Here is a 17,767-nt window from a genome sequence, read left to right as displayed (position 1 = left end):
TTAACTTATCTTTTAAAAATAATTCCTAAGAATTACTCTTCAATTGTTGTACCAGTGATTACTACGTCTTCTAGAGGTACGTCTTGGTGCATGCCGTAAGAACCAGTGCTAACGCCTTTGATCTTATTTACGATGTCCATGCCTTCGATTACTTCACCGAACACACAGTAACCCCAACCGTCTAGGCTTTCGCTACGGAAGTCTAGGAATGTGTTGTTGTTTACGTTGATGAAGAACTGAGAGCTTGCTGAATGCGGCTCCATAGTACGTGCCATAGCAAGTGTACCCACTTTGTTGCTAAGACCGTTGTTTGCTTCGTTCTTGATAGGTGCACGAGTCGCTTTTTCACGTAGACCAGACTCCATACCACCACCTTGGATCATGAAGCCGTCAATAACACGGTGGAAAAGCGTGTTGTCGTAGAAACCGTCGCGGCAGTACTGAAGGAAGTTTGCGCTTGTCTCTGGCGCTTTCTCTTCGTTTAGTTGAATCTTGATGTCACCAAAATTAGTGTGAAGGGTGATCATGCTACTTTCCTTTACTGTGTTGTGTTGAGCCCGAGATTCTAGCCTAAGTTCTAGTGCTTTAAAAACTCAGGAAGAGGAAATTCTTCGTTTTGTGCTTGAAGTTTAGTCGATTATCGTTTTATCGGTTAATTGCTATTACCTAACTAGGTTGGAGTTGATATACTCATCTTCTTTTATTCATTCACAATCATAGATAGAGATCATGTTAAAGATATATAACACACTCACAAGACAGAAAGAGGAATTCAAACCAATTACAGCTGGCAAAGTCGGTATGTATGTCTGTGGAGTTACCATCTACGATCTCTGTCACATTGGTCACGGTCGTACTTTCGTCTCTTTTGACGTTGTATCACGTTACCTTCGCTACTTGGGCTATGATCTGACGTTTGTACGTAACATCACAGATATCGACGATAAGATCATCAAACGTGCCGCAGAAAATGGTGAGTCTTGCGATTCATTGACTGAGCGTTTGATTGGTGAAATGCACGCTGATTTTGATGCGCTGAACATGAAACGTCCGGACGTTGAACCTCGTGCGACACAGTTTATTGCTGAAATCATCGAATTGGTTGAGAAGCTAATCGAGCGCGGTTTTGCATACGTTGCAGATAACGGTGACGTAATGTTTGAAGTAGGTAAATTCAACGAATACGGCAAGCTTTCTAAGCAAGACCTTGATCAGCTTCAAGCTGGCGCGCGCGTTGATATCGAAACAGCAAAACGCAGCCCTCTAGACTTTGTACTTTGGAAGATGTCAAAGCCGGGTGAACCAACGTGGGAGTCACCATGGGGTCCAGGTCGTCCAGGTTGGCACATTGAGTGTTCAGCAATGAACTCTTCAATCCTAGGTAACCACTTCGACATTCACGGCGGTGGTTCTGACCTTCAGTTCCCACACCATGAAAATGAAATCGCACAATCATGCTGTGCACACGATACACAATACGTGAACACATGGATGCACAGCGGCATGGTAATGGTAGACCGTGAGAAGATGTCTAAATCTCTAGGTAACTTCTTTACTATCCGTGACGTTCTTGGTCACTACGATGCTGAAACAGTGCGTTACTTCCTAATGTCTGGTCACTACCGTAGCCAGTTAAACTACAGCGAAGATAACCTAAACCAAGCACGTGCTTCGCTTGAGCGCCTGTACACATCTCTACGTGGTTTAGACCTAAACGCGGCGCCTGCTGGTGGTGAAGAATACGTATCTCGCTTCACTGCAGCGATGAACGATGACTTCAACACACCAGAAGCTTACTCAGTACTGTTCGACATGGCGCGAGAAGTTAACCGCCTGAAGACAGAAAACCTAGAGAAAGCGAGCGAACTCGGTGCGCTAATGCGTGAACTAGCTGACGTGATCGGTATTCTTCACCAAGATCCTGAAGCCTTCCTAAAAGGTGATGCGGGTAACGATGATGAAGTGGCTGAAATCGAAGCTCTGATCAAGCTGCGTAACGACTCTCGTGCTGCGAAAGATTGGGCGAATGCAGATATGGCTCGTGACAAGCTGACCGAAATGGGCATTGTTCTGGAAGATGGTCCAGAAGGCACAACGTGGCGTCGTAAGTAATTGAATTTTCATTTTTAAGGGGCTGATAATTCAGCCCTTTTATTTTCCATTTCCATAAATTAAAACTTTAACTTTAGGTAATGCTCTGTGGCTCAGATGTATTTCTATTACTCAGCAATGAATGCGGGTAAATCAACAACGCTTCTTCAATCCTCTTTCAACTATCAAGAACGCGGCATGACGCCAGTTATTTTTACGGCTGCGCTAGATGATCGTTTTGGTGTCGGTAAAGTGAGCTCTCGTATTGGTCTTCAATCTGACGCACATTTATTTCGTCAGGATACCAATTTGTATCAGGAGATCGCAGCTCTGAATGAGGTTGAAAAACGTCACTGTATTCTTGTTGATGAGTGTCAGTTCTTGTCGAAAGAACAAGTTTATCAACTTACTGAAGTCGTTGATAAGTTGCATATTCCAGTATTGTGTTACGGCCTTCGCACCGATTTTCTAGGCGAACTTTTTGAAGGCAGTAAGTATCTATTATCTTGGGCGGACAAGCTGGTTGAGCTCAAAACAATCTGCCATTGCGGCCGCAAAGCGAATATGGTTATTCGTACCGATGAACACGGCGTGGCAATTAAAGAAGGCGATCAAGTTGCGATCGGCGGTAACGATAAGTATGTCTCCGTATGCCGCCAACATTACAAAGAAGCGCTCGGTAAATAAGCCGTATTGATACAGAAAAGCCACCGTACTTGGTGGCTTTTTGTTGTCGGTTAGAAAAAGCTAGCCTAAGTCAAAACCAAACCGCTCGAGTAAAACCTGGTAAGAAGATTCAACTTGATGAGGGATGTTCTGCTTGGTTTGAAATCCTTTCTCTGGATAGCTTTTTACGCGAGAGAAATCTTCCATTAGTGCTTCTAGCACCATCATTAATGGCATGTCTTCATTAATGTATTCAAAAAATGGAAGAGCCGCAGAGCTTACTTGGAGCTGAGTGTAGGGTGACTGCCACTGTTTTTCAAATGTCGCGATTGCTCTACGCTCCATAAACGGTTTTTGTACCAGAATAAACGAGGAACATTGTTTTCCTTCCTCTTTTAATCGTTGCTCAGTAAAGCGGACGTTTTCTCCGCTGTTTGTGGATTTAGTCTCGAGCAAAATTGCTTCGCTTGGAACGCCCGACAACTTTGCAATCTCGGCAAAGGTTTCTGCCTCGCTTTTTTCAAACAGTCCATCTGTGAAGCGACCTTCACCCCCTGAAAATACAATCAAAGGTGCCAACTTTTGGTGGTAGAGCTTGGCAGCGTGCTCCGCTACATGCAAATCATTACTGCACATCACAAACAAACAGTCCGCAGGCTTCAGTTCATGTTTAAGTTGCATGTAATCCCAAAGCGTTTCTATATGTCTATAGAGTCTCATAGCGCATCCAAAGTTGAATTGAAGTGAAATCGATAACCAAGTGAGAGTAGTTTGTCAGCAAGAATACGCTTGTCAGCTTGCTCTGTGACGGGTGGAAGAGGTATCTCACTTCCGATTTTGTTTATGGCAGCTTGGTAGAACTCAGCCTTGCTGACAGTATGAGGTGTCGTAACATTAATGACTTGGTTGCTTAAATTGCCTAAGGCAAATTTCGCAGCCGAGACAGCATCATCTTGATGAAGCATATTAGCTGGTGCTTTACGACTAACTTGTTGAAGCCTTGCTGCAAAGCGAGATGGGTGTCTATCTGGCCCGATTAATCCGCTACAACGTAGAATAACAAAGCTAATATTCGAGTCGATAACATGCTGCTCTGCTTGAAGCATAATACGTGCATTGTCAGAGAAATAAGGGCTTTCGGCTGCTAAAGAGATTGACGCGTCAGCTTCTTCCATATCGGAAGCAAGGTTAGGGTAAACCGTTGTAGAGCTGATCATGAGAAGTTTTTCAACGTTGTTTTGCTTAGCTGCGTTGGCAAGTATTTGCCATTGCTGTGCATATTCTTGACCGCGTCCTTTACGAAATCCTGGAGGAAAAGCACCGATAACGTGCGTAATTTGATGCTGTTTGAGCAGCTCATCTAGCCGTGCTGTGGCGTTCAATTGATTGAAATCGAACAATGCGGAGTGAGTTAATGAGGTGGGTAACTCTTTTAATCGAGTTTGGCTACGACGAGTGACAACAACATAGTGTCCATCTTTCATCAATGTTTCTGCTAGCGGAGTTCCGAGCCAGCCTGCACCTACGATCAATGTATTTGCCATTTGGGTCTTCCTACTTACTTATGTCTGCCCGAATAGGTTGAGCAGTTCTGCTTTGGCTTGTTGATGGAGGGGATCTGAATGCCATTTCTGGTGCTGAATAAGGTCAACATTGACTTGCCAAGCCAGTTTTGTGAAATCATCCCCAACTTTTTTTAATGTATTAGGTGAATACGCGACTAAATGCTGTGGTAGAAAGCACCAACCAAACCCTTTATTCGCCAATTCCAACAAAATATAGTAGTTATCAGCGTACCAGATATCTGGGCTAAATGCTTGATTGAGACCACATGGCTCTGCACTTTTGGATCGTATGACCAATTGACGATGTTGTTTTAGTTGATCAATGTGAGTGATTTGCTGCTTTGCTAAAGGATGTGTTGAAGAGACATAGACATCAAATGCAATATTGCCAAGATTGGTGAAATCGATGTGCCTTGGCATTTGTAAATCACTCAAAATAATCCCAGTCGTGGCGCGTTCCGACTTAACCAATTCAATGATATCAGGGCTTGATGCCGTTAAGCATTCAACTTGTAAGTGTGGAAAGCGTTGCTCTAACTTCTTTAGCACATCCGGCAAGCGAGTCAGAGGAATCCCTTCATCAATAGCTAAGACTAATTTGTTCGTTGGCGTGGAAAAGAGCTGCGATGCCCTATTGTTTAGGCGGTCGAGTTGGCTGATTGTTGCTTGTGCATAGGGTACGAGAGCGAGGCCATTCTCAGTTAATTTAGGGTACCTGCCTGATCGATCGAAAAGCTCAACGCCACAGTCGATCTCCATATTCATGATGTGCTGGCTCACTACAGATTGAGCTCGCCCCAGTTTTCTAGCTGCTCCTGAAAATGATCCTGCTTCTGATGTAGCAATGAAAGCTTGCAGTTGTTCGATGGTAAACATATCGCTTAAACCGATGGTATCTAACTTTTGATTATCTAAATAATAGATAAAATTCTAAGCATTGAGTAGAACTATTTGGATAGAGAAATATGACTCGTAACGAACGAATTTTTCATGCAGTACTTTTTGAGTTAATCGCACTCGCGATTATTGTACCAGCGGCTTCATTGATCACTGGAAAGGGCTCTAGTGATCTCGCGTTAGTTGGGGTCGGGTTGAGTATGTATACCGTGATATGGAACTACATCTACAACTTGTACTTTGATAAGTGGTTTGGTGGCAATCGAGCTGAGCGAAGTTTAGCGATGCGGCTTGGACACACTGTTGGTTTCGAGGGAGGATTGATCTTTATCTCTCTACCTGTGATTGCCTGGTTCTTAGAAATTACGCTTCTTCAAGCTCTGATGCTGGAAGCCGGCTTCCTCGTTTTCTTCCTATTTTATGCTACTGGTTTTAACTGGTTGTATGACAAGGTTCAACCATTTAGCAAAATGAAAAAGCGATTATTGCCGCAGGCATCGACAGGAAAAATATAGGACTAAAAAACGCCACCGAGTTCGGTGGCGTTTTTTGTTCAAATTACACAGACAAAACTCTTAAAATCTTATCTGCATGTTCTGCAACTTCAATGCCTTCGTCTGTTAGATAACCACCGTCAGGCTGTGTACAAAGTTGCTTCTTATATAGACGAGCAACGGCTGCCTGCATTTCTTCTGACGCGTCTGTATGAACTTTAATACCAGTTGCAGCACTACTTAGGTCGAACTGAAGAAGTAGATTCAATTCGGCGATATGTTCAGCTGAATATTTCATAAATGATTCCTTTGCGCTTTTTTTACCAAGCTAGTCTGAAAAGTAGCGTTGGGCAACATTCAACGACAAGAAGTGTTAAGTATGGCGCTATCAGGCTGATATAACGCAGGATCTTTGTTCGAAAGGCCGAATACTTGTTAAGTATCAATGATACTTACGGTAGCGAATGATAGGCGCTATTTATTGCTTGAGCTCCCAATAACAACGATTTTAGTAAACACGCCAAATAGCACTTGAAAAAATAGGGAAATAGAGCGATTATCCGCGCCTCTTTAAATGTTTCTAAATGTTACACCAGAATGAACTTTAATCAGTTTGACTCACTATTACCGCCACAAGCTGCGGAACGCGCGGCTGAAGTGGGGGTAGGCAAAGCAACGAAAGCTCCAATCAAATCTTTTCTGCTCGCCATTTCTGCGGGGCTTCATATTGGTATTGCTTTCATCTTCTATACCACAGTAACGACAGGCGCAGGCGAGCTGCCTTGGGGCATTACACGACTCATTGGTGGTCTGGCATTTAGCCTTGGTTTGATTTTGGTGGTGGTTACTGGCGGCGAGCTTTTCACTAGCTCTGTGCTGACACTAGTTGCGCGTGCGAGTGGAAAAATCTCTTGGCAAGCACTTATCAAAAACTGGTTGGTGGTTTATTTTGGCAATATGGTTGGGGCCATTTTGCTCGTGGCCTGTATGCTAGTTACCAAGCAATATATGTTTGATCATGGCCAAGTTGGTCTCAACGCGATGGCGATCTCCCAACACAAATTACATCATGGTTTCTTTGCTGCTGTTGCGCTTGGCATCATGTGTAACGTATTAGTTTGTATTGCAGTTTGGATGACGTTTAGTGGGCGAACATTGACAGATAAAATAGCGGTCATGATTTTGCCTGTGGCTATGTTCGTGTCGGCAGGTTTTGAGCACTGTATTGCGAATATGTTCCAAGTACCTATGGCGATTGGTATTAAGTACTTTGCGCCAGAAGCGTTTTGGCAAATGACAGGGGCAGATATTGCAAACTACGCGGACTTAAACATGATGGGGTTCATCGTAAACAACCTAATTCCTGTTACGATAGGAAACATTATTGGTGGTGGCGTATTTGTTGGCATGTGGTATTGGATGATTTATCTACGCGATGAAGATAACCATTTGCGATAAGTTTAGAAGATCACAAGAAAGGCGAACCAGATGGTTCGCCTTTCTTTTTATTTGTCTCTGCAAATGTCAAATAAGTCGAGTTATGCTAAATCAACTCTTCGTTGATGCCAAAATCGGTTGGGAGCCAATGAGAAGTTACTTCCTTTGGTTCTTGAACGAGCCAATCCAGAGGTGCATCGGACAGGAGTTCATCGTAATTTTCTTTGATCATTAAGACATCCATGTACGTCTCTCCAAGTTTGTGGTCACTGCCTTTACTTTAAAATTAGAACATGTCAGTCACGTGATCAATGCATGACGATTCGATTGATCACTTATGTTGCTATGTTTCTGGTTGCGTATAGGTTTTGGGGGCTTATCCACATTTTCTGTGGATAACCTGTATCAAAGGTCGTGCGTATCTAAACTTGCAAAGAAAATTTCATAAAATTAGAGGCTTATATCAAAAAGAATTCTACCTGACTTTTCATCTGAAAGCGTCTTGATGAGTGCTCGAAGAATAGTTGAGTTATTCAGTTAAAAGTACGTTCGACTTGGCAACATAAGTTGTTTAACGGGCTTTACCCACAAACGCCAACTAACCGTGAGTTTTGGTCGATTCGGGTTGCTCGATTTTTATCTTGATTCGGCCTTCTTTGGTTTGTACCCAGCGCAATGTCATTTCTAACGTTATGGTTACGGAGGCACTCAACATGACGAAAATAGCTAGCATAATCACTAACTGGTATTTAATCGCAACCATCGGGCTCGCGCCACCTAGAATTTGACCGGTCATCATACCCGGTAAGGTAACCAGCCCTGTAGTGGCCATAGAAGCTAAAGTCGGGGCAAGGGACTTTCTAAGAGCCTCCTGAATGAAGGGGAAGGATGCGTAGCGAGGAGAGGCTCCAAGTGAGATTGCAGCCTCATATTCTGCTTGTCTCTGCTCAAAAGCCGTAAACAGATTCTGAAGAGCGATGATATTACTACTCAAGCTGTTACCCAATAACATACCAGCAAGTGGGATCATGTACTGCGCATTGTAAATAGGGGATGGTTGCACTAGGCCTGCTGTAATTGCTATCAGAAGTGGTATTAGACCACAGGTAAGGCCCGTTAGTAGCGGAAGCATAAGTGGCTTTTTAGGTAAGTGAGCTTTTCCCGCAATCGAGCTGGCACCAATCAGTAGCATGATGGCAAGCCAAAGTATATTGACAAGTAAACTGTTTAATTGAAAAAGATATTCTAAATACACGCCAATCAATATGAGCTGAAATGTCATTCGGATAACACTGATTATCGTGTCTTTTGCTATCCCTAATTTGTAGCGAGCATTGATAAAAAAGGGGACCAATAAAATCAAACCAAACAGTGCCAGTTTGACCCAGCTTATATCCACCACGTTATCCATAATCGCTCCTTGAAAGTACGCGAATAATTGTATCTAAGCCTCTCCTTTATATGAACCACTACGTGCACTTTTTGCTGTTCTTAAAGTAAACCTTGAGTGCTATTTTAGACATTAATACGCAGCATTTTGTTTACAAGTGGTTATCTTTTCCGGAGTTTTTAAGTCGATTTATGGCATGATAATTACGAGTTAAATGTGATCGATGTTTCTTAAATGTTGTTTATTTAACAACTCCTTAAAAGACTTATTTTGTCACATCTGTTCATGTTTTTTAATAAATAACATCAATCCATCATATCTCTGGATGAGCTCAAAAAAGTGTTGAATTACAAGGTCTGAGGTCGCTTATTTGATTGAACCCTACTATTAGTATGGTCTAACATTTTCCATTAGAGATTGTAAAAAACTTAAGCTTGGTTACGCGGGCTTTTCAATAACACTAGATACAAAATAGGCAAATGTATGAGTGATGTTAATAAAATTGAGAGTGGTGAAAAACGCTCCCTGGAGTGGAAGTCGTTCCTCTTCATTGCAGTTGTTCTCTTCCCAATTCTGAGTGTGGCCTTTGTCGGCGGTTACGGGTTCATCGTTTGGATGTTGCAAGTCTTCTTCTTTGGACCTCCAGGCGCGCACGGCATGTAAGCCAGTGAGCTCATAACCACACTTTTGAAAAGATTTTAAGAGAGCAAATAATGAAATCATTAATCATTAAACTGTGGCGTACCATGACGCGCCCAGCTGTACATATCAGCCTAGGTGTGCTGACTATGGGCGGCTTTATTGCTGGTGTTATCTTTTGGGGTGGCTTTAACACCGCTCTAGAAGCAACCAACACAGAAGAATTCTGTATTAGTTGTCACACAATGCGTGACAACGTGTACGTTGAGCTACAAGAAACGGTGCACTGGAAAAACCACTCTGGTGTTCGTGCTACCTGCCCTGATTGTCACGTTCCACATAACTGGACAGATAAGATCGCTCGTAAGATGCAAGCTTCTAAAGAAGTATTTGCACAAGTATTTGGCAACTACGACGAACCGGGTGTGTTCGAAGAGCGTCGTATCGAACTTGCTAAACACGAATGGGATCGTTTCTCGGCAAACAAATCTCTGGAGTGTAAAAACTGTCACAACTACGAATCGATGGATTTCGAGCAAATGTCTCCTACGGCTCGTATCCAAATGAAGCAAGCCGCTGAGAAAGATCAAAGCTGTGTTGACTGTCACAAGGGTATTGCGCACAACCTACCAGCAGGCATGGACAGCATTGGCGGTATCGTGGGTGATCTAGAGGGTATGACTTCTAACACGGATTACGGCGTTGGTCAGCAACTCGTGAGCGTTCGTCACCTACCAATTTACTTTGATGCGCAAGGCAGTAAAGAAGCTGGTCTTCTTAATCCTGCATCGACCGTTAAAGTTCTTGAAGACAAAGGCGAGTTTGTTGAGATCGAAATTGACGGTTGGCGCAAAGCAAAAGGTTTTGGTCGTGTAATTCAAGAAGACTTCGGTAAGAACATTGCGACTGCGTCTCTGATGAAAGAAGCAGCAACAGACAGCAACATTGTGACGACTGGTGAGAAAAAAGTGGATGAGCTAACAGGCCTTCCTTGGGAAAAAGTAGCGGCGAAAGTATGGATTAAGAAAGAGTCTATGCTGAACGACATCAATCCTGTTTGGGAAAAATCTCGTGAAGCCTACAAGACCAATTGTTCTGTATGTCACACTCAACCTGCGGAAGCGCACTTCGACGCGAACACCTGGCCAGGTATGTTCGACGGTATGTTGGCGTTCGTTAACCTAGATACAGACAGTGAAGCACTGATCTTGAAGTATCTACAGAAACACTCTTCAGATTATGCTGAAGGTCACCACTAATAAGCGTCGGATTGGAGTAATTTTAAATGGCTATTACACGAAGAAGTTTTCTTAAAGGTGTAGCAACCACAAGTGCAGCGTCAGTAATTGGTCCTAGCTTATTGGCATCCGCCTCTGCAAATGCCGTTGAGACGACAGGTACTTGGAAAGTAACCGGTTCTCATTGGGGCGCGTTCCGCGCCCACATCTACGCGGGTAAAGTTCAAGAGATCAAGCCGCTAGAGCTAGACAAAAACCCAACAGAAATGTTGAACGGCATTAAGGGTATTATCTACAGCCCTTCACGTGTTCGTTACCCAATGGTTCGTCTAGATTGGTTGAAGAAACATAAATACAGCGCAGATACTCGCGGTAACAACCGTTTCATCCGAGTAACTTGGGATGAAGCGCTAGATTTGTTTTATCGCGAACTAGAACGTATTCAAAAAGACTACGGCCCATGGGCGCTGCATGCAGGTCAAACAGGTTGGAACCAAACGGGTTCATTTAACAACTGTACTGCGCACATGCAACGTGCAGTAGGTATGCATGGCAACTTCATCACTAAAGTAGGTGACTACTCGACGGGTGCAGGTCAAACCATTATGCCGTACGTGCTAGGCTCAACCGAAGTTTATGCACAAGGTACATCTTGGTCTGAGATCCTAGAAAACTCTGACAACATCGTTCTTTGGGCTAACGACCCAGTGAAAAACCTTCAAGTAGGTTGGAACTGTGAAACGCATGAGTCGTTTAAGTACCTTGCACAACTAAAAGAAAAAGTGGCAAAAGGTGAGATCAACGTTCTATCTGTAGACCCAGTGAAGAACAAAACTCAGCGCTACTTAGAGAACGATCACTTGTACATCAACCCGCTGACAGACGTAGCGTTCATGCTCGCTGTGGCACACGTGTTGTACAACGAAAACCTGTACGATAAGAAATTCATTGATACTTACTGTCTAGGCTTTGAAGAGTTCATTCAATACGTTCAAGGTAAGACAAAAGACAAAGTAGAGAAGACGCCCGAATGGGCAGCAGCGATTTGTGGCGTGAAAGCGGACAAGATCCGTGAATTCGCACGCATGCTAGTCAGCGGTCGTACACAGATCCTGATGGGTTGGTGTATCCAGCGTCAAGAGCACGGTGAGCAGCCATACTGGGCAGCGGCTGTGGTTGCTGCAATGGTTGGTCAAATCGGTCTACCTGGCGGTGGTATCTCTTACGGTCACCATTACTCAAGTATCGGTGTGCCTTCTACTGGTTTCGCGGGCCCTGGTGGTTTCCCTCGTAACCTTGACCAAGGTATGAAACCGAAGTGGGACAACAACGACTTTAACGGTTACAGTCGTACTATCCCAGTTGCACGTTGGATCGACTGTCTGCTAGAACCTGGCAAAGAGATCAACTACAACGGCGGTAAAGTGAAACTGCCAGACTTCAAGATGATGGTTATCTCGGGTTGTAACCCATGGCACCACCATCAAGATCGTAACCGCATGAAGAAAGCGTTCCGCAAACTTCAAACGGTTGTAACGATCGAGTTTGCTTGGACTGCGACATGTCGTTTCTCAGATATCGTTCTACCGGCGTGTACGCAATGGGAACGTAACGACATCGACGTATACGGTTCATACTCGAACAAAGGTCTGATTGCGATGCATCGTCTCGTTGATCCATTGTTCCAATCTAAGCCTGACTTCCAAATCATGAGTGAACTCACTCAGCGTTTTGGTCGCCGCGAAGAATACACTCGTGGTATGAGCGAGATGGAATGGATCGAAAGCCTTTACAACGATTGTAAAAAAGCGAACGAAGGTAAGTTTGAAATGCCAGAATTCAACGAGTTCTGGGAGAAGAGCGTACTAGACTTCGGTGAAGGTAAACCTTGGGTTCGTCATGCGGACTTCCGTAAAGACCCTGAGCTTAACCCACTAGGTACACCGTCTGGCTTCATCGAGATTACATCACGCAAGATCGGCCGTTACGGTTACGAACACTGTCAAGAGCACCCAATGTGGTTCGAAAAATCAGAGCGTTCACACGGTGGTCCTGGTTCAGATAAATACCCATTCTGGTTGCAGTCTTGCCACCCTGATAAGCGTCTTCACTCTCAAATGTGTGAGTCTGAAGAGTTCCGCGCGACTTACGCGGTACAAGGTCGTGAGCCGGTTTACATCAACCCAGCAGATGCCAAAGCAAAAGGTATCAAAGATGGTGATTTGGTACGTGTATTCAACGGTCGTGGTCAGCTGTTAGCTGGTGCTGTTTTGACTGACAGCTACCCACGTGGCGTTATTCGTATCGAAGAAGGTGCATGGTACGGTCCTCTAAACGAGAAAGAAGGCGCAATCTGTACCTACGGTGATCCTAACACCCTAACGCAAGACATCGGTTCTTCTGAGCTTGCACAGGCGACTTCTGCGAACACATGTATCGTAGACTTCGAGAAGTTCACAGGTAAAGTGCCGCCAGTCACTTCATTTGGTGGTCCGATCGAAGTTGCTTAATTAGTGCAGTTTGCATAAATCCAAATACCAGCCTCAGGGCTGGTATTTTTTTATCAAAATTTCAGTGAGCGTTGTCTCAATAGTAACTTCATAACGTTAAACGAGACTGGTATTCGTGATGATGGTAACGAATTGGGTGAGACAAGCAGGAGATAATGCGCCAAGCTAAACAATAATAATTAAGTGAGTAGACTCTTTATGGCTCAGAGCATTCAATTAGCAAATCACACTGAGATCACTGTGAATAACAATGACTTCCAAGTTGAAGTCGAGGGTAATCAATTACATTTTTCTTTTGCTGGTCTTCACAATAAAACCTTTACGGACCGTGAAGTGTTATTCGAAATGCCGTTTTTGTACGAGCACGAGGCCGACGTAATTGGGGATGGTTTTCAAATGTTGGCGCAAACGGCGGGAACGATCAATCACCCCGTTGATATTGGTCGCTGCCCAGACAATAATCCTTCTTATCGAATCTACCCTAAAGATGCACCTAAGCGTTATTACAACTATTTAGTGGTGGAAGGTTCAGCGGGCTACACATTATTTGGCTTCACATCATGTCATCGCTTTGCAGGCTATTTTGATGTTGTGCTGCGTGATGGGCATTGGGTTTTATCAGCCGCAATTGATGGTGAGTTGACTCAAGTGGCGGATTGGGAAAGTAATCAACTTGAATCCGTGGCGGTACTCTGTGGTCAATCGCTGTCCGAGCTTTATCAAACCTATGGCGAGATGATTGCAAAGCATCATCCTGTTCGCCAAGGTGTGACACAAGATGCGCCTGTTGGTTGGTGTTCGTGGTACGCGTACTACGCAGACGTGACAGAGCAAAACATCATGCAGAACGTTGATTGCATGCAAGATAAGCTCGAAGACCTGGAGTGGGTACTTCTGGATGATGGCTATCAAGCCTTTATGGGCGATTGGTTAACCCCATCAGATAAGTTTTCTGGTGGCGTAAAAGAGCTCATTCATAGTATCCGTGCAAAAGGCAAAAAGCCGGCGATTTGGATGGCGCCCTTTATTGCTCAGCCTGAGTCGGAGATCTTCAAACAGCATCCAGATTGGTTTGTGCGTCACAAGGATGGTGGCTTACTTAAAGCAGAAGATGTCACATACGGTGGTTGGCGATGCACGCCTTGGTACATACTCGATACCTCAAACCCAGAAGTACAAGACCATCTGACGAATGTAGTCTCTGTCATGAGACAAGAGTGGGGCGTTGAGTTGTTCAAGCTAGACGCGAACTATTGGGGCACCTTAAAAGGTGTTCGTAAACAATCTGGTATTACAGGCGTTGAGGCGTATCGCTTAGGAATGGAAGCGATTGCCAAAGGCGCTGGTGATGCGTGGCTTTTAGGTTGCAACGCGCCAATGTGGCCATCTCTGGGGCTTGTGGATGCAATGCGTGTTTCTGACGATGTAGAGCGTCATAGTCGTCGATTCGAACAGATAGCCAAAGAAACCTTTTACCGTAGTTGGCAGCATCGAAAATTGTGGCAAATTGACCCGGATTGCGCCACGTTCACTTCATTAGCTAATCAATCTGCATCCAGAGAAGAGTATGAATTTCATCGCACGGTGTTATTAGCGAGTGGTGGTTTGCTGCTGTCTGGTGACCCGCTCCCTGAGATTACGCCGTTTGCTAAGAAGACACTGTCTAAGCTCATGTTACGTCAACAACGTAACCAGCAATCTGCAAAGTTTACCGCTTTGAGTTTAAATCACGCGTTTTTAAAACTAACGACGAAGAATGACCTCCATTGTTTGTTTAATTATGCGAGTTACGGAGCGATGGAATTTACGCTGACGTCTGATCAACCGGTGGACTGGTATGATTACTGGACAGGGGAAAAGCTAAACCAAGAACCTTGCCAGTTGTTAATGGTGAGCGTGGATAAAGGGCTCAATGCGAAAGCGATCGTTACAGCATAAAACGTGAAGTAAATCGCCTAATACCAAGATCAAGAAAGGAGCCTATTGCGGCTCCTTTCTCGTTTGATGCTCTGAGCGTTAGAACTCGAATAAAAAGTAATACCCGTATCCAACAATAAACGCAGGAATGGACGAGTAAATAGTCGCGACCAAAGCAGCTTTCGGTGCCATTGCAATAGCGGGGAATAGGGCGTCACCATCGTTAGAAATCGCATTGGCCAGTTGCGCAGAAAGTGGCGCTGCACCAGAAATGTATAGGCTAGTGACTAAAATTTGCGGTCCACAACCAGGCAACATACCAATGGCTAGGCCAGCTAATGGCATCCAAATTCCCCAATGAGAAAAGGTTTCTACAAGGTCGAGTCCAGAAAAATAGGTCGTCAGTTCAAACGCCAGAAACGCCACGATCACCCAAGCACTGACGAAATTCGTATCTTGTGCTGCTTTTTGAATCGGGTGTGAGTCCACGATTTTTTCATCTTCAGAGACCGTTGACTGATAATCGCCGAGCTCTTTTGTCATAGCCCACAACGACATTGTGATCACCGCGAAGATAGCGCCCAGCCATTCAATGGTATTGGCCTGCAAAGACAACAGCTGATTAATATCGATTTGGAAAGACATTAACACAGCAACGACACTAGCAGGCACAATAAGCCATTTCCAAAATGCGCCTTGTAGATTGATTGCACGTTGTTCAAGGGGTGTGTGTCGGTCTGTCTGGTGTTGGCAACAAGCATGTGTCTGAGGTGCTTCTTTTGGTTCTGGTCGCAGAAAGTTATCAGCATGAAAAGCATTAACGACTAACCCTGAAAGAGTACCCACGATAATGCCTAATCCAACCACGCCTAATCCAACACTTGGTTTGGCGGCCAGAAGTAAAAAGGCAGCGTCACCCATTGTTGAAGTAAGTACCGCGACAATCGCACCAAATCCTACTCGGCCACTAATAAATTGCGTTGTCACAACAATAGCGCCACCACAGCCAGGCAAAGCACCCAACAAAGAAGCAAAGAAAACCTGATGATTACGCGAGCGATGATATAGCTCGGTAATTCGATTGGTTTTCGACATAAAGTTTGAAAGATAATGATAAATAGCCAATGTGGCAGCAACATAGCATGACACCGCCCAGAATGAGTCGGATAGCGTCTGTACGGCTACGTCACGTGTATTTTCATTGCCTAGCAAAATGAGCATGACGATAGGGATCAGCAATCGCTTATAAGCTAAACGAAACTGAGTAGGCTGAAACAACTGTTGTGCAGAGTGTAATAATTGGGTCGCGTTCATCGTTTACTCAAATGCAAATAGGAATAATTATCATTATATGTAAATGAGATTTATTCGCAATAGCATTGTGAACTTTTCTTCGTGTCAAACTCTCTGAAATCAGGTAAAGTATCGGCCTTTGTGAGCAAACACGCCCTAATTAACTGTATTAGGCGGCGTATAAAATTGACTTGAATAGGAAGAAACATGATTCTAGTTGTAGGTCATAAGAACCCAGACAGTGACAGTATTTGTAGTGCACTCGTTGCAACTGAACTTCTAAAAGCGCGTGGCGTTGAAGCTATGCCAATTCGCCAAGGCGAAATCAACCGTGAAACTCAGCACATCCTAGAAGTTGCTGGCGCTGAAGTTCCTGAGCTTCGCACATCAGTTGCGGGTGAGACCGTTTGGCTAGTAGATTACTCAGATCTAGCACAAGCACCAGACGATATCGCAGAAGCTGAAATTGCGGGTATTGTTGACCACCACCGTCTAGGTGACGTGATGACAGTAAACCCAATGGAAGCATGGATCTGGCCTGTTGGTTGTACCAACACTGTTCTATTCAACATTTTCAAGATTGAAGGTCACGCGATTACTCCACAAATTGCTAAGCTAATGATGTCAGCAATTCTATCTGACACAGTAGGTTTTGCTTCTCCAACTTGTACACAAAAAGACAAAGATGCCGTTGCTGAACTAGCGGCAATCGCAGACGTACAAGATGTTGACGCGTTCACTAAAGATCTTCTAATTGCTAAAACAAACATCGAAGGTCTATCAGCGGCTGAGCTTGTTGAGAAAGACCTTAAAGGTTACCCATTCAACGGTCGTGACGTAGTGGTTGGTCAGGTTGAACTTGCAACTCTTGAGCAAGTTGACGGTATGATCGAAGCACTAGAAGCAGACCTAGAATCTCGTTGTGAGAAAGATAACCTAGCGTTCGCTGCTGTAATGCTAACAGACATCACGACTGCTCAAACTCGTCTTCTATACAAAGGTGAGTGGGCTGAGAAGCTTGTTAAGCACGAAAAAGACGGCATGCTAATGATGGAAAACACGCTAAGCCGTAAGAAGCAAGGTTGGCCTTGGCTTCAAACTGAGCTAGCTTAATTTTCTAGCATATACTTTAAATGCCCGCCTAGCTGCGGGCATTTTTCTATGGGAAATAGGAGACGAATATGTCTGAGCAACTGACCCAAGAGCAGATGGATACCATTAATCGCTACAACGAAGAGCAACGTTTAAAGTACTGCGTAAAAGAGATTGTGGCGAATCGTAAGGTTTGGATTCTGAAAGACGAACATGGCTGTGTCATGTTAAATACAGAAGATGATGATTGTGTACCAGTATGGCCAAACGAAGAATTTGCTTTGCAATGGGCGAATGGTGATTGGGAAGATTGCGAGCCTGAGGCGATCTCTTTAAACAAGTGGCACAGCCGTTGGACCTCTGGTCTAGAGGATGACGAGCTATCGATTGTTGTATTCCCAAATCAAAATGAAGAAGGGGTCGTATTGTTTCCTGACGAGTTTGATTTTGAACTGCGCAAACAAGCGAGCCGCCGTTAGTTTTTTGATTAGTACCCATGCAATAAAGAAGCCTGCGTTAAAGCAGGCTTCTTTACATT

Annotated in this window: 18 protein-coding genes; 10 read left to right on the top strand and 8 right to left on the bottom strand. The window is 44.3% G+C overall.

The window, feature by feature from the left end; genetic code table 11:
* Positions 1-32: 32 nt before the first annotated feature.
* Entirely contained in the window at positions 33-527 is a 495-nt protein-coding gene (locus KJB35_RS07510; protein WP_005378156.1) for a peptidylprolyl isomerase, read from the bottom strand.
* Between the two features lie 202 nt (positions 528-729).
* Between KJB35_RS07510 and cysS the strand changes: the two genes are divergently transcribed.
* Positions 730-2,112, top strand: a complete 1,383-nt coding sequence (cysS, locus tag KJB35_RS07505) for a cysteine--tRNA ligase (protein ID WP_005378155.1) — start codon at positions 730-732, stop codon at positions 2,110-2,112.
* 87 nt (positions 2,113-2,199) lie between these two features.
* A complete protein-coding gene (locus KJB35_RS07500; protein WP_005378154.1) occupies positions 2,200-2,778 on the top strand; it encodes a thymidine kinase in 579 nt (192 codons plus the stop codon).
* Between the two features lie 60 nt (positions 2,779-2,838).
* Here KJB35_RS07500 and KJB35_RS07495 read toward each other — a convergent pair whose 3' ends face one another.
* The 3 genes from KJB35_RS07495 to KJB35_RS07485 are packed head-to-tail and all read right to left on the bottom strand — an operon-like array spanning position 2,839 to position 5,198.
* A complete protein-coding gene (locus tag KJB35_RS07495; RefSeq protein ID WP_213907825.1) occupies positions 2,839-3,477 on the bottom strand; it encodes a YdcF family protein in 639 nt (212 codons plus the stop codon).
* The gene (locus KJB35_RS07490; protein WP_017634682.1) at positions 3,474-4,301 is read right to left on the bottom strand and encodes an NAD-dependent epimerase/dehydratase family protein; all 828 of its coding nucleotides are present in this window, start codon (positions 4,299-4,301) and stop codon (positions 3,474-3,476) included. Before KJB35_RS07490 ends, KJB35_RS07495 begins: the two co-directional genes overlap by 4 nt.
* A gap of 18 nt (positions 4,302-4,319) precedes the next feature.
* On the bottom strand, positions 4,320-5,198 hold the full coding sequence (locus KJB35_RS07485) for a LysR family transcriptional regulator (protein ID WP_005378151.1): 879 nt from the start codon (positions 5,196-5,198) through the stop codon (positions 4,320-4,322).
* An 89-nt stretch (positions 5,199-5,287) separates the two neighbouring features.
* Between KJB35_RS07485 and KJB35_RS07480 the strand changes: the two genes are divergently transcribed.
* Positions 5,288-5,734 (top strand): PACE efflux transporter, encoded by a 447-nt coding sequence (locus KJB35_RS07480; protein ID WP_005378150.1) that lies wholly within the window; start codon positions 5,288-5,290, stop codon positions 5,732-5,734.
* 43 nt (positions 5,735-5,777) lie between these two features.
* Here the strand turns inward: KJB35_RS07480 and KJB35_RS07475 are convergent, their stop codons facing one another.
* On the bottom strand, positions 5,778-6,011 hold the full coding sequence (locus tag KJB35_RS07475) for a TIGR02647 family protein (protein ID WP_005387662.1): 234 nt from the start codon (positions 6,009-6,011) through the stop codon (positions 5,778-5,780).
* A 299-nt stretch (positions 6,012-6,310) separates the two neighbouring features.
* Between KJB35_RS07475 and focA the strand changes: the two genes are divergently transcribed.
* Positions 6,311-7,171 (top strand): formate transporter FocA, encoded by an 861-nt coding sequence (gene focA / locus KJB35_RS07470; protein ID WP_005378146.1) that lies wholly within the window; start codon positions 6,311-6,313, stop codon positions 7,169-7,171.
* An 85-nt stretch (positions 7,172-7,256) separates the two neighbouring features.
* Here the strand turns inward: focA and KJB35_RS07465 are convergent, their stop codons facing one another.
* On the bottom strand, positions 7,257-7,394 hold the full coding sequence (locus tag KJB35_RS07465; protein WP_005378145.1) for a hypothetical protein: 138 nt from the start codon (positions 7,392-7,394) through the stop codon (positions 7,257-7,259).
* A gap of 354 nt (positions 7,395-7,748) precedes the next feature.
* The gene (locus KJB35_RS07460; protein ID WP_085569592.1) at positions 7,749-8,561 is read right to left on the bottom strand and encodes an ABC transporter permease; all 813 of its coding nucleotides are present in this window, start codon (positions 8,559-8,561) and stop codon (positions 7,749-7,751) included.
* Positions 8,562-9,023: 462 nt separating this feature from the next.
* On the opposite strand from KJB35_RS07460, the gene torE reads away from it, so the two are divergent.
* From torE to KJB35_RS07440, 4 genes are all read left to right on the top strand, one after another.
* On the top strand, positions 9,024-9,203 hold the full coding sequence (gene torE / locus KJB35_RS07455; protein ID WP_005378141.1) for a trimethylamine N-oxide reductase system protein TorE: 180 nt from the start codon (positions 9,024-9,026) through the stop codon (positions 9,201-9,203).
* 50 nt (positions 9,204-9,253) lie between these two features.
* Complete coding sequence (gene torC, locus KJB35_RS07450; RefSeq protein WP_005378139.1) at positions 9,254-10,438, top strand: pentaheme c-type cytochrome TorC; 1,185 nt, start codon at positions 9,254-9,256, stop codon at positions 10,436-10,438.
* 26 nt (positions 10,439-10,464) lie between these two features.
* Entirely contained in the window at positions 10,465-12,927 is a 2,463-nt protein-coding gene (gene torA / locus KJB35_RS07445; RefSeq protein WP_005378138.1) for a trimethylamine-N-oxide reductase TorA, read from the top strand.
* Between the two features lie 198 nt (positions 12,928-13,125).
* On the top strand, positions 13,126-14,865 hold the full coding sequence (locus KJB35_RS07440; protein ID WP_238842866.1) for a glycoside hydrolase family 36 protein: 1,740 nt from the start codon (positions 13,126-13,128) through the stop codon (positions 14,863-14,865).
* Between the two features lie 78 nt (positions 14,866-14,943).
* Here the strand turns inward: KJB35_RS07440 and KJB35_RS07435 are convergent, their stop codons facing one another.
* A complete protein-coding gene (locus KJB35_RS07435) occupies positions 14,944-16,158 on the bottom strand; it encodes a putative manganese transporter (protein WP_017820871.1) in 1,215 nt (404 codons plus the stop codon).
* 186 nt (positions 16,159-16,344) lie between these two features.
* Here KJB35_RS07435 and KJB35_RS07430 point away from each other — a divergent pair, with 186 nt between their 5' ends.
* Entirely contained in the window at positions 16,345-17,250 is a 906-nt protein-coding gene (locus KJB35_RS07430; RefSeq protein WP_054576410.1) for a manganese-dependent inorganic pyrophosphatase, read from the top strand.
* A 68-nt stretch (positions 17,251-17,318) separates the two neighbouring features.
* Positions 17,319-17,708 (top strand): DUF2750 domain-containing protein, encoded by a 390-nt coding sequence (locus KJB35_RS07425; protein WP_005378129.1) that lies wholly within the window; start codon positions 17,319-17,321, stop codon positions 17,706-17,708.
* Positions 17,709-17,767: the final 59 nt, after the last annotated feature.

Source organism: Vibrio sp. D431a, assembly GCF_030248655.1.
GTDB classification, from domain to species: domain Bacteria; phylum Pseudomonadota; class Gammaproteobacteria; order Enterobacterales; family Vibrionaceae; genus Vibrio; species Vibrio alginolyticus.
The sequence above is the reverse complement of the archived record's forward strand: the minus strand, read 5'-3'. Positions and strand labels throughout refer to the sequence as shown.

Bases quoted from the DNA above. Each gene is read 5' to 3' on its own strand.
- KJB35_RS07510 (WP_005378156.1), bottom strand. From the start codon at position 527: ATGATCACCCTTCACACTAATTTTGGTGACATCAAGATTCAACTAAAC.
- cysS (WP_005378155.1), top strand. From the start codon at position 730: ATGTTAAAGATATATAACACACTCACAAGACAGAAAGAGGAATTCAAA.
- KJB35_RS07495 (WP_213907825.1), bottom strand. From the start codon at position 3,477: ATGAGACTCTATAGACATATAGAAACGCTTTGGGATTACATGCAACTT.
- KJB35_RS07490 (WP_017634682.1), bottom strand. From the start codon at position 4,301: ATGGCAAATACATTGATCGTAGGTGCAGGCTGGCTCGGAACTCCGCTA.
- KJB35_RS07485 (WP_005378151.1), bottom strand. From the start codon at position 5,198: ATGTTTACCATCGAACAACTGCAAGCTTTCATTGCTACATCAGAAGCA.
- KJB35_RS07480 (WP_005378150.1), top strand. From the start codon at position 5,288: ATGACTCGTAACGAACGAATTTTTCATGCAGTACTTTTTGAGTTAATC.
- KJB35_RS07475 (WP_005387662.1), bottom strand. From the start codon at position 6,011: ATGAAATATTCAGCTGAACATATCGCCGAATTGAATCTACTTCTTCAG.
- focA (WP_005378146.1), top strand. From the start codon at position 6,311: ATGAACTTTAATCAGTTTGACTCACTATTACCGCCACAAGCTGCGGAA.
- KJB35_RS07465 (WP_005378145.1), bottom strand. From the start codon at position 7,394: ATGGATGTCTTAATGATCAAAGAAAATTACGATGAACTCCTGTCCGAT.
- KJB35_RS07460 (WP_085569592.1), bottom strand. From the start codon at position 8,561: ATGGATAACGTGGTGGATATAAGCTGGGTCAAACTGGCACTGTTTGGT.
- torE (WP_005378141.1), top strand. From the start codon at position 9,024: ATGAGTGATGTTAATAAAATTGAGAGTGGTGAAAAACGCTCCCTGGAG.
- torC (WP_005378139.1), top strand. From the start codon at position 9,254: ATGAAATCATTAATCATTAAACTGTGGCGTACCATGACGCGCCCAGCT.
- torA (WP_005378138.1), top strand. From the start codon at position 10,465: ATGGCTATTACACGAAGAAGTTTTCTTAAAGGTGTAGCAACCACAAGT.
- KJB35_RS07440 (WP_238842866.1), top strand. From the start codon at position 13,126: ATGGCTCAGAGCATTCAATTAGCAAATCACACTGAGATCACTGTGAAT.
- KJB35_RS07435 (WP_017820871.1), bottom strand. From the start codon at position 16,158: ATGAACGCGACCCAATTATTACACTCTGCACAACAGTTGTTTCAGCCT.
- KJB35_RS07430 (WP_054576410.1), top strand. From the start codon at position 16,345: ATGATTCTAGTTGTAGGTCATAAGAACCCAGACAGTGACAGTATTTGT.
- KJB35_RS07425 (WP_005378129.1), top strand. From the start codon at position 17,319: ATGTCTGAGCAACTGACCCAAGAGCAGATGGATACCATTAATCGCTAC.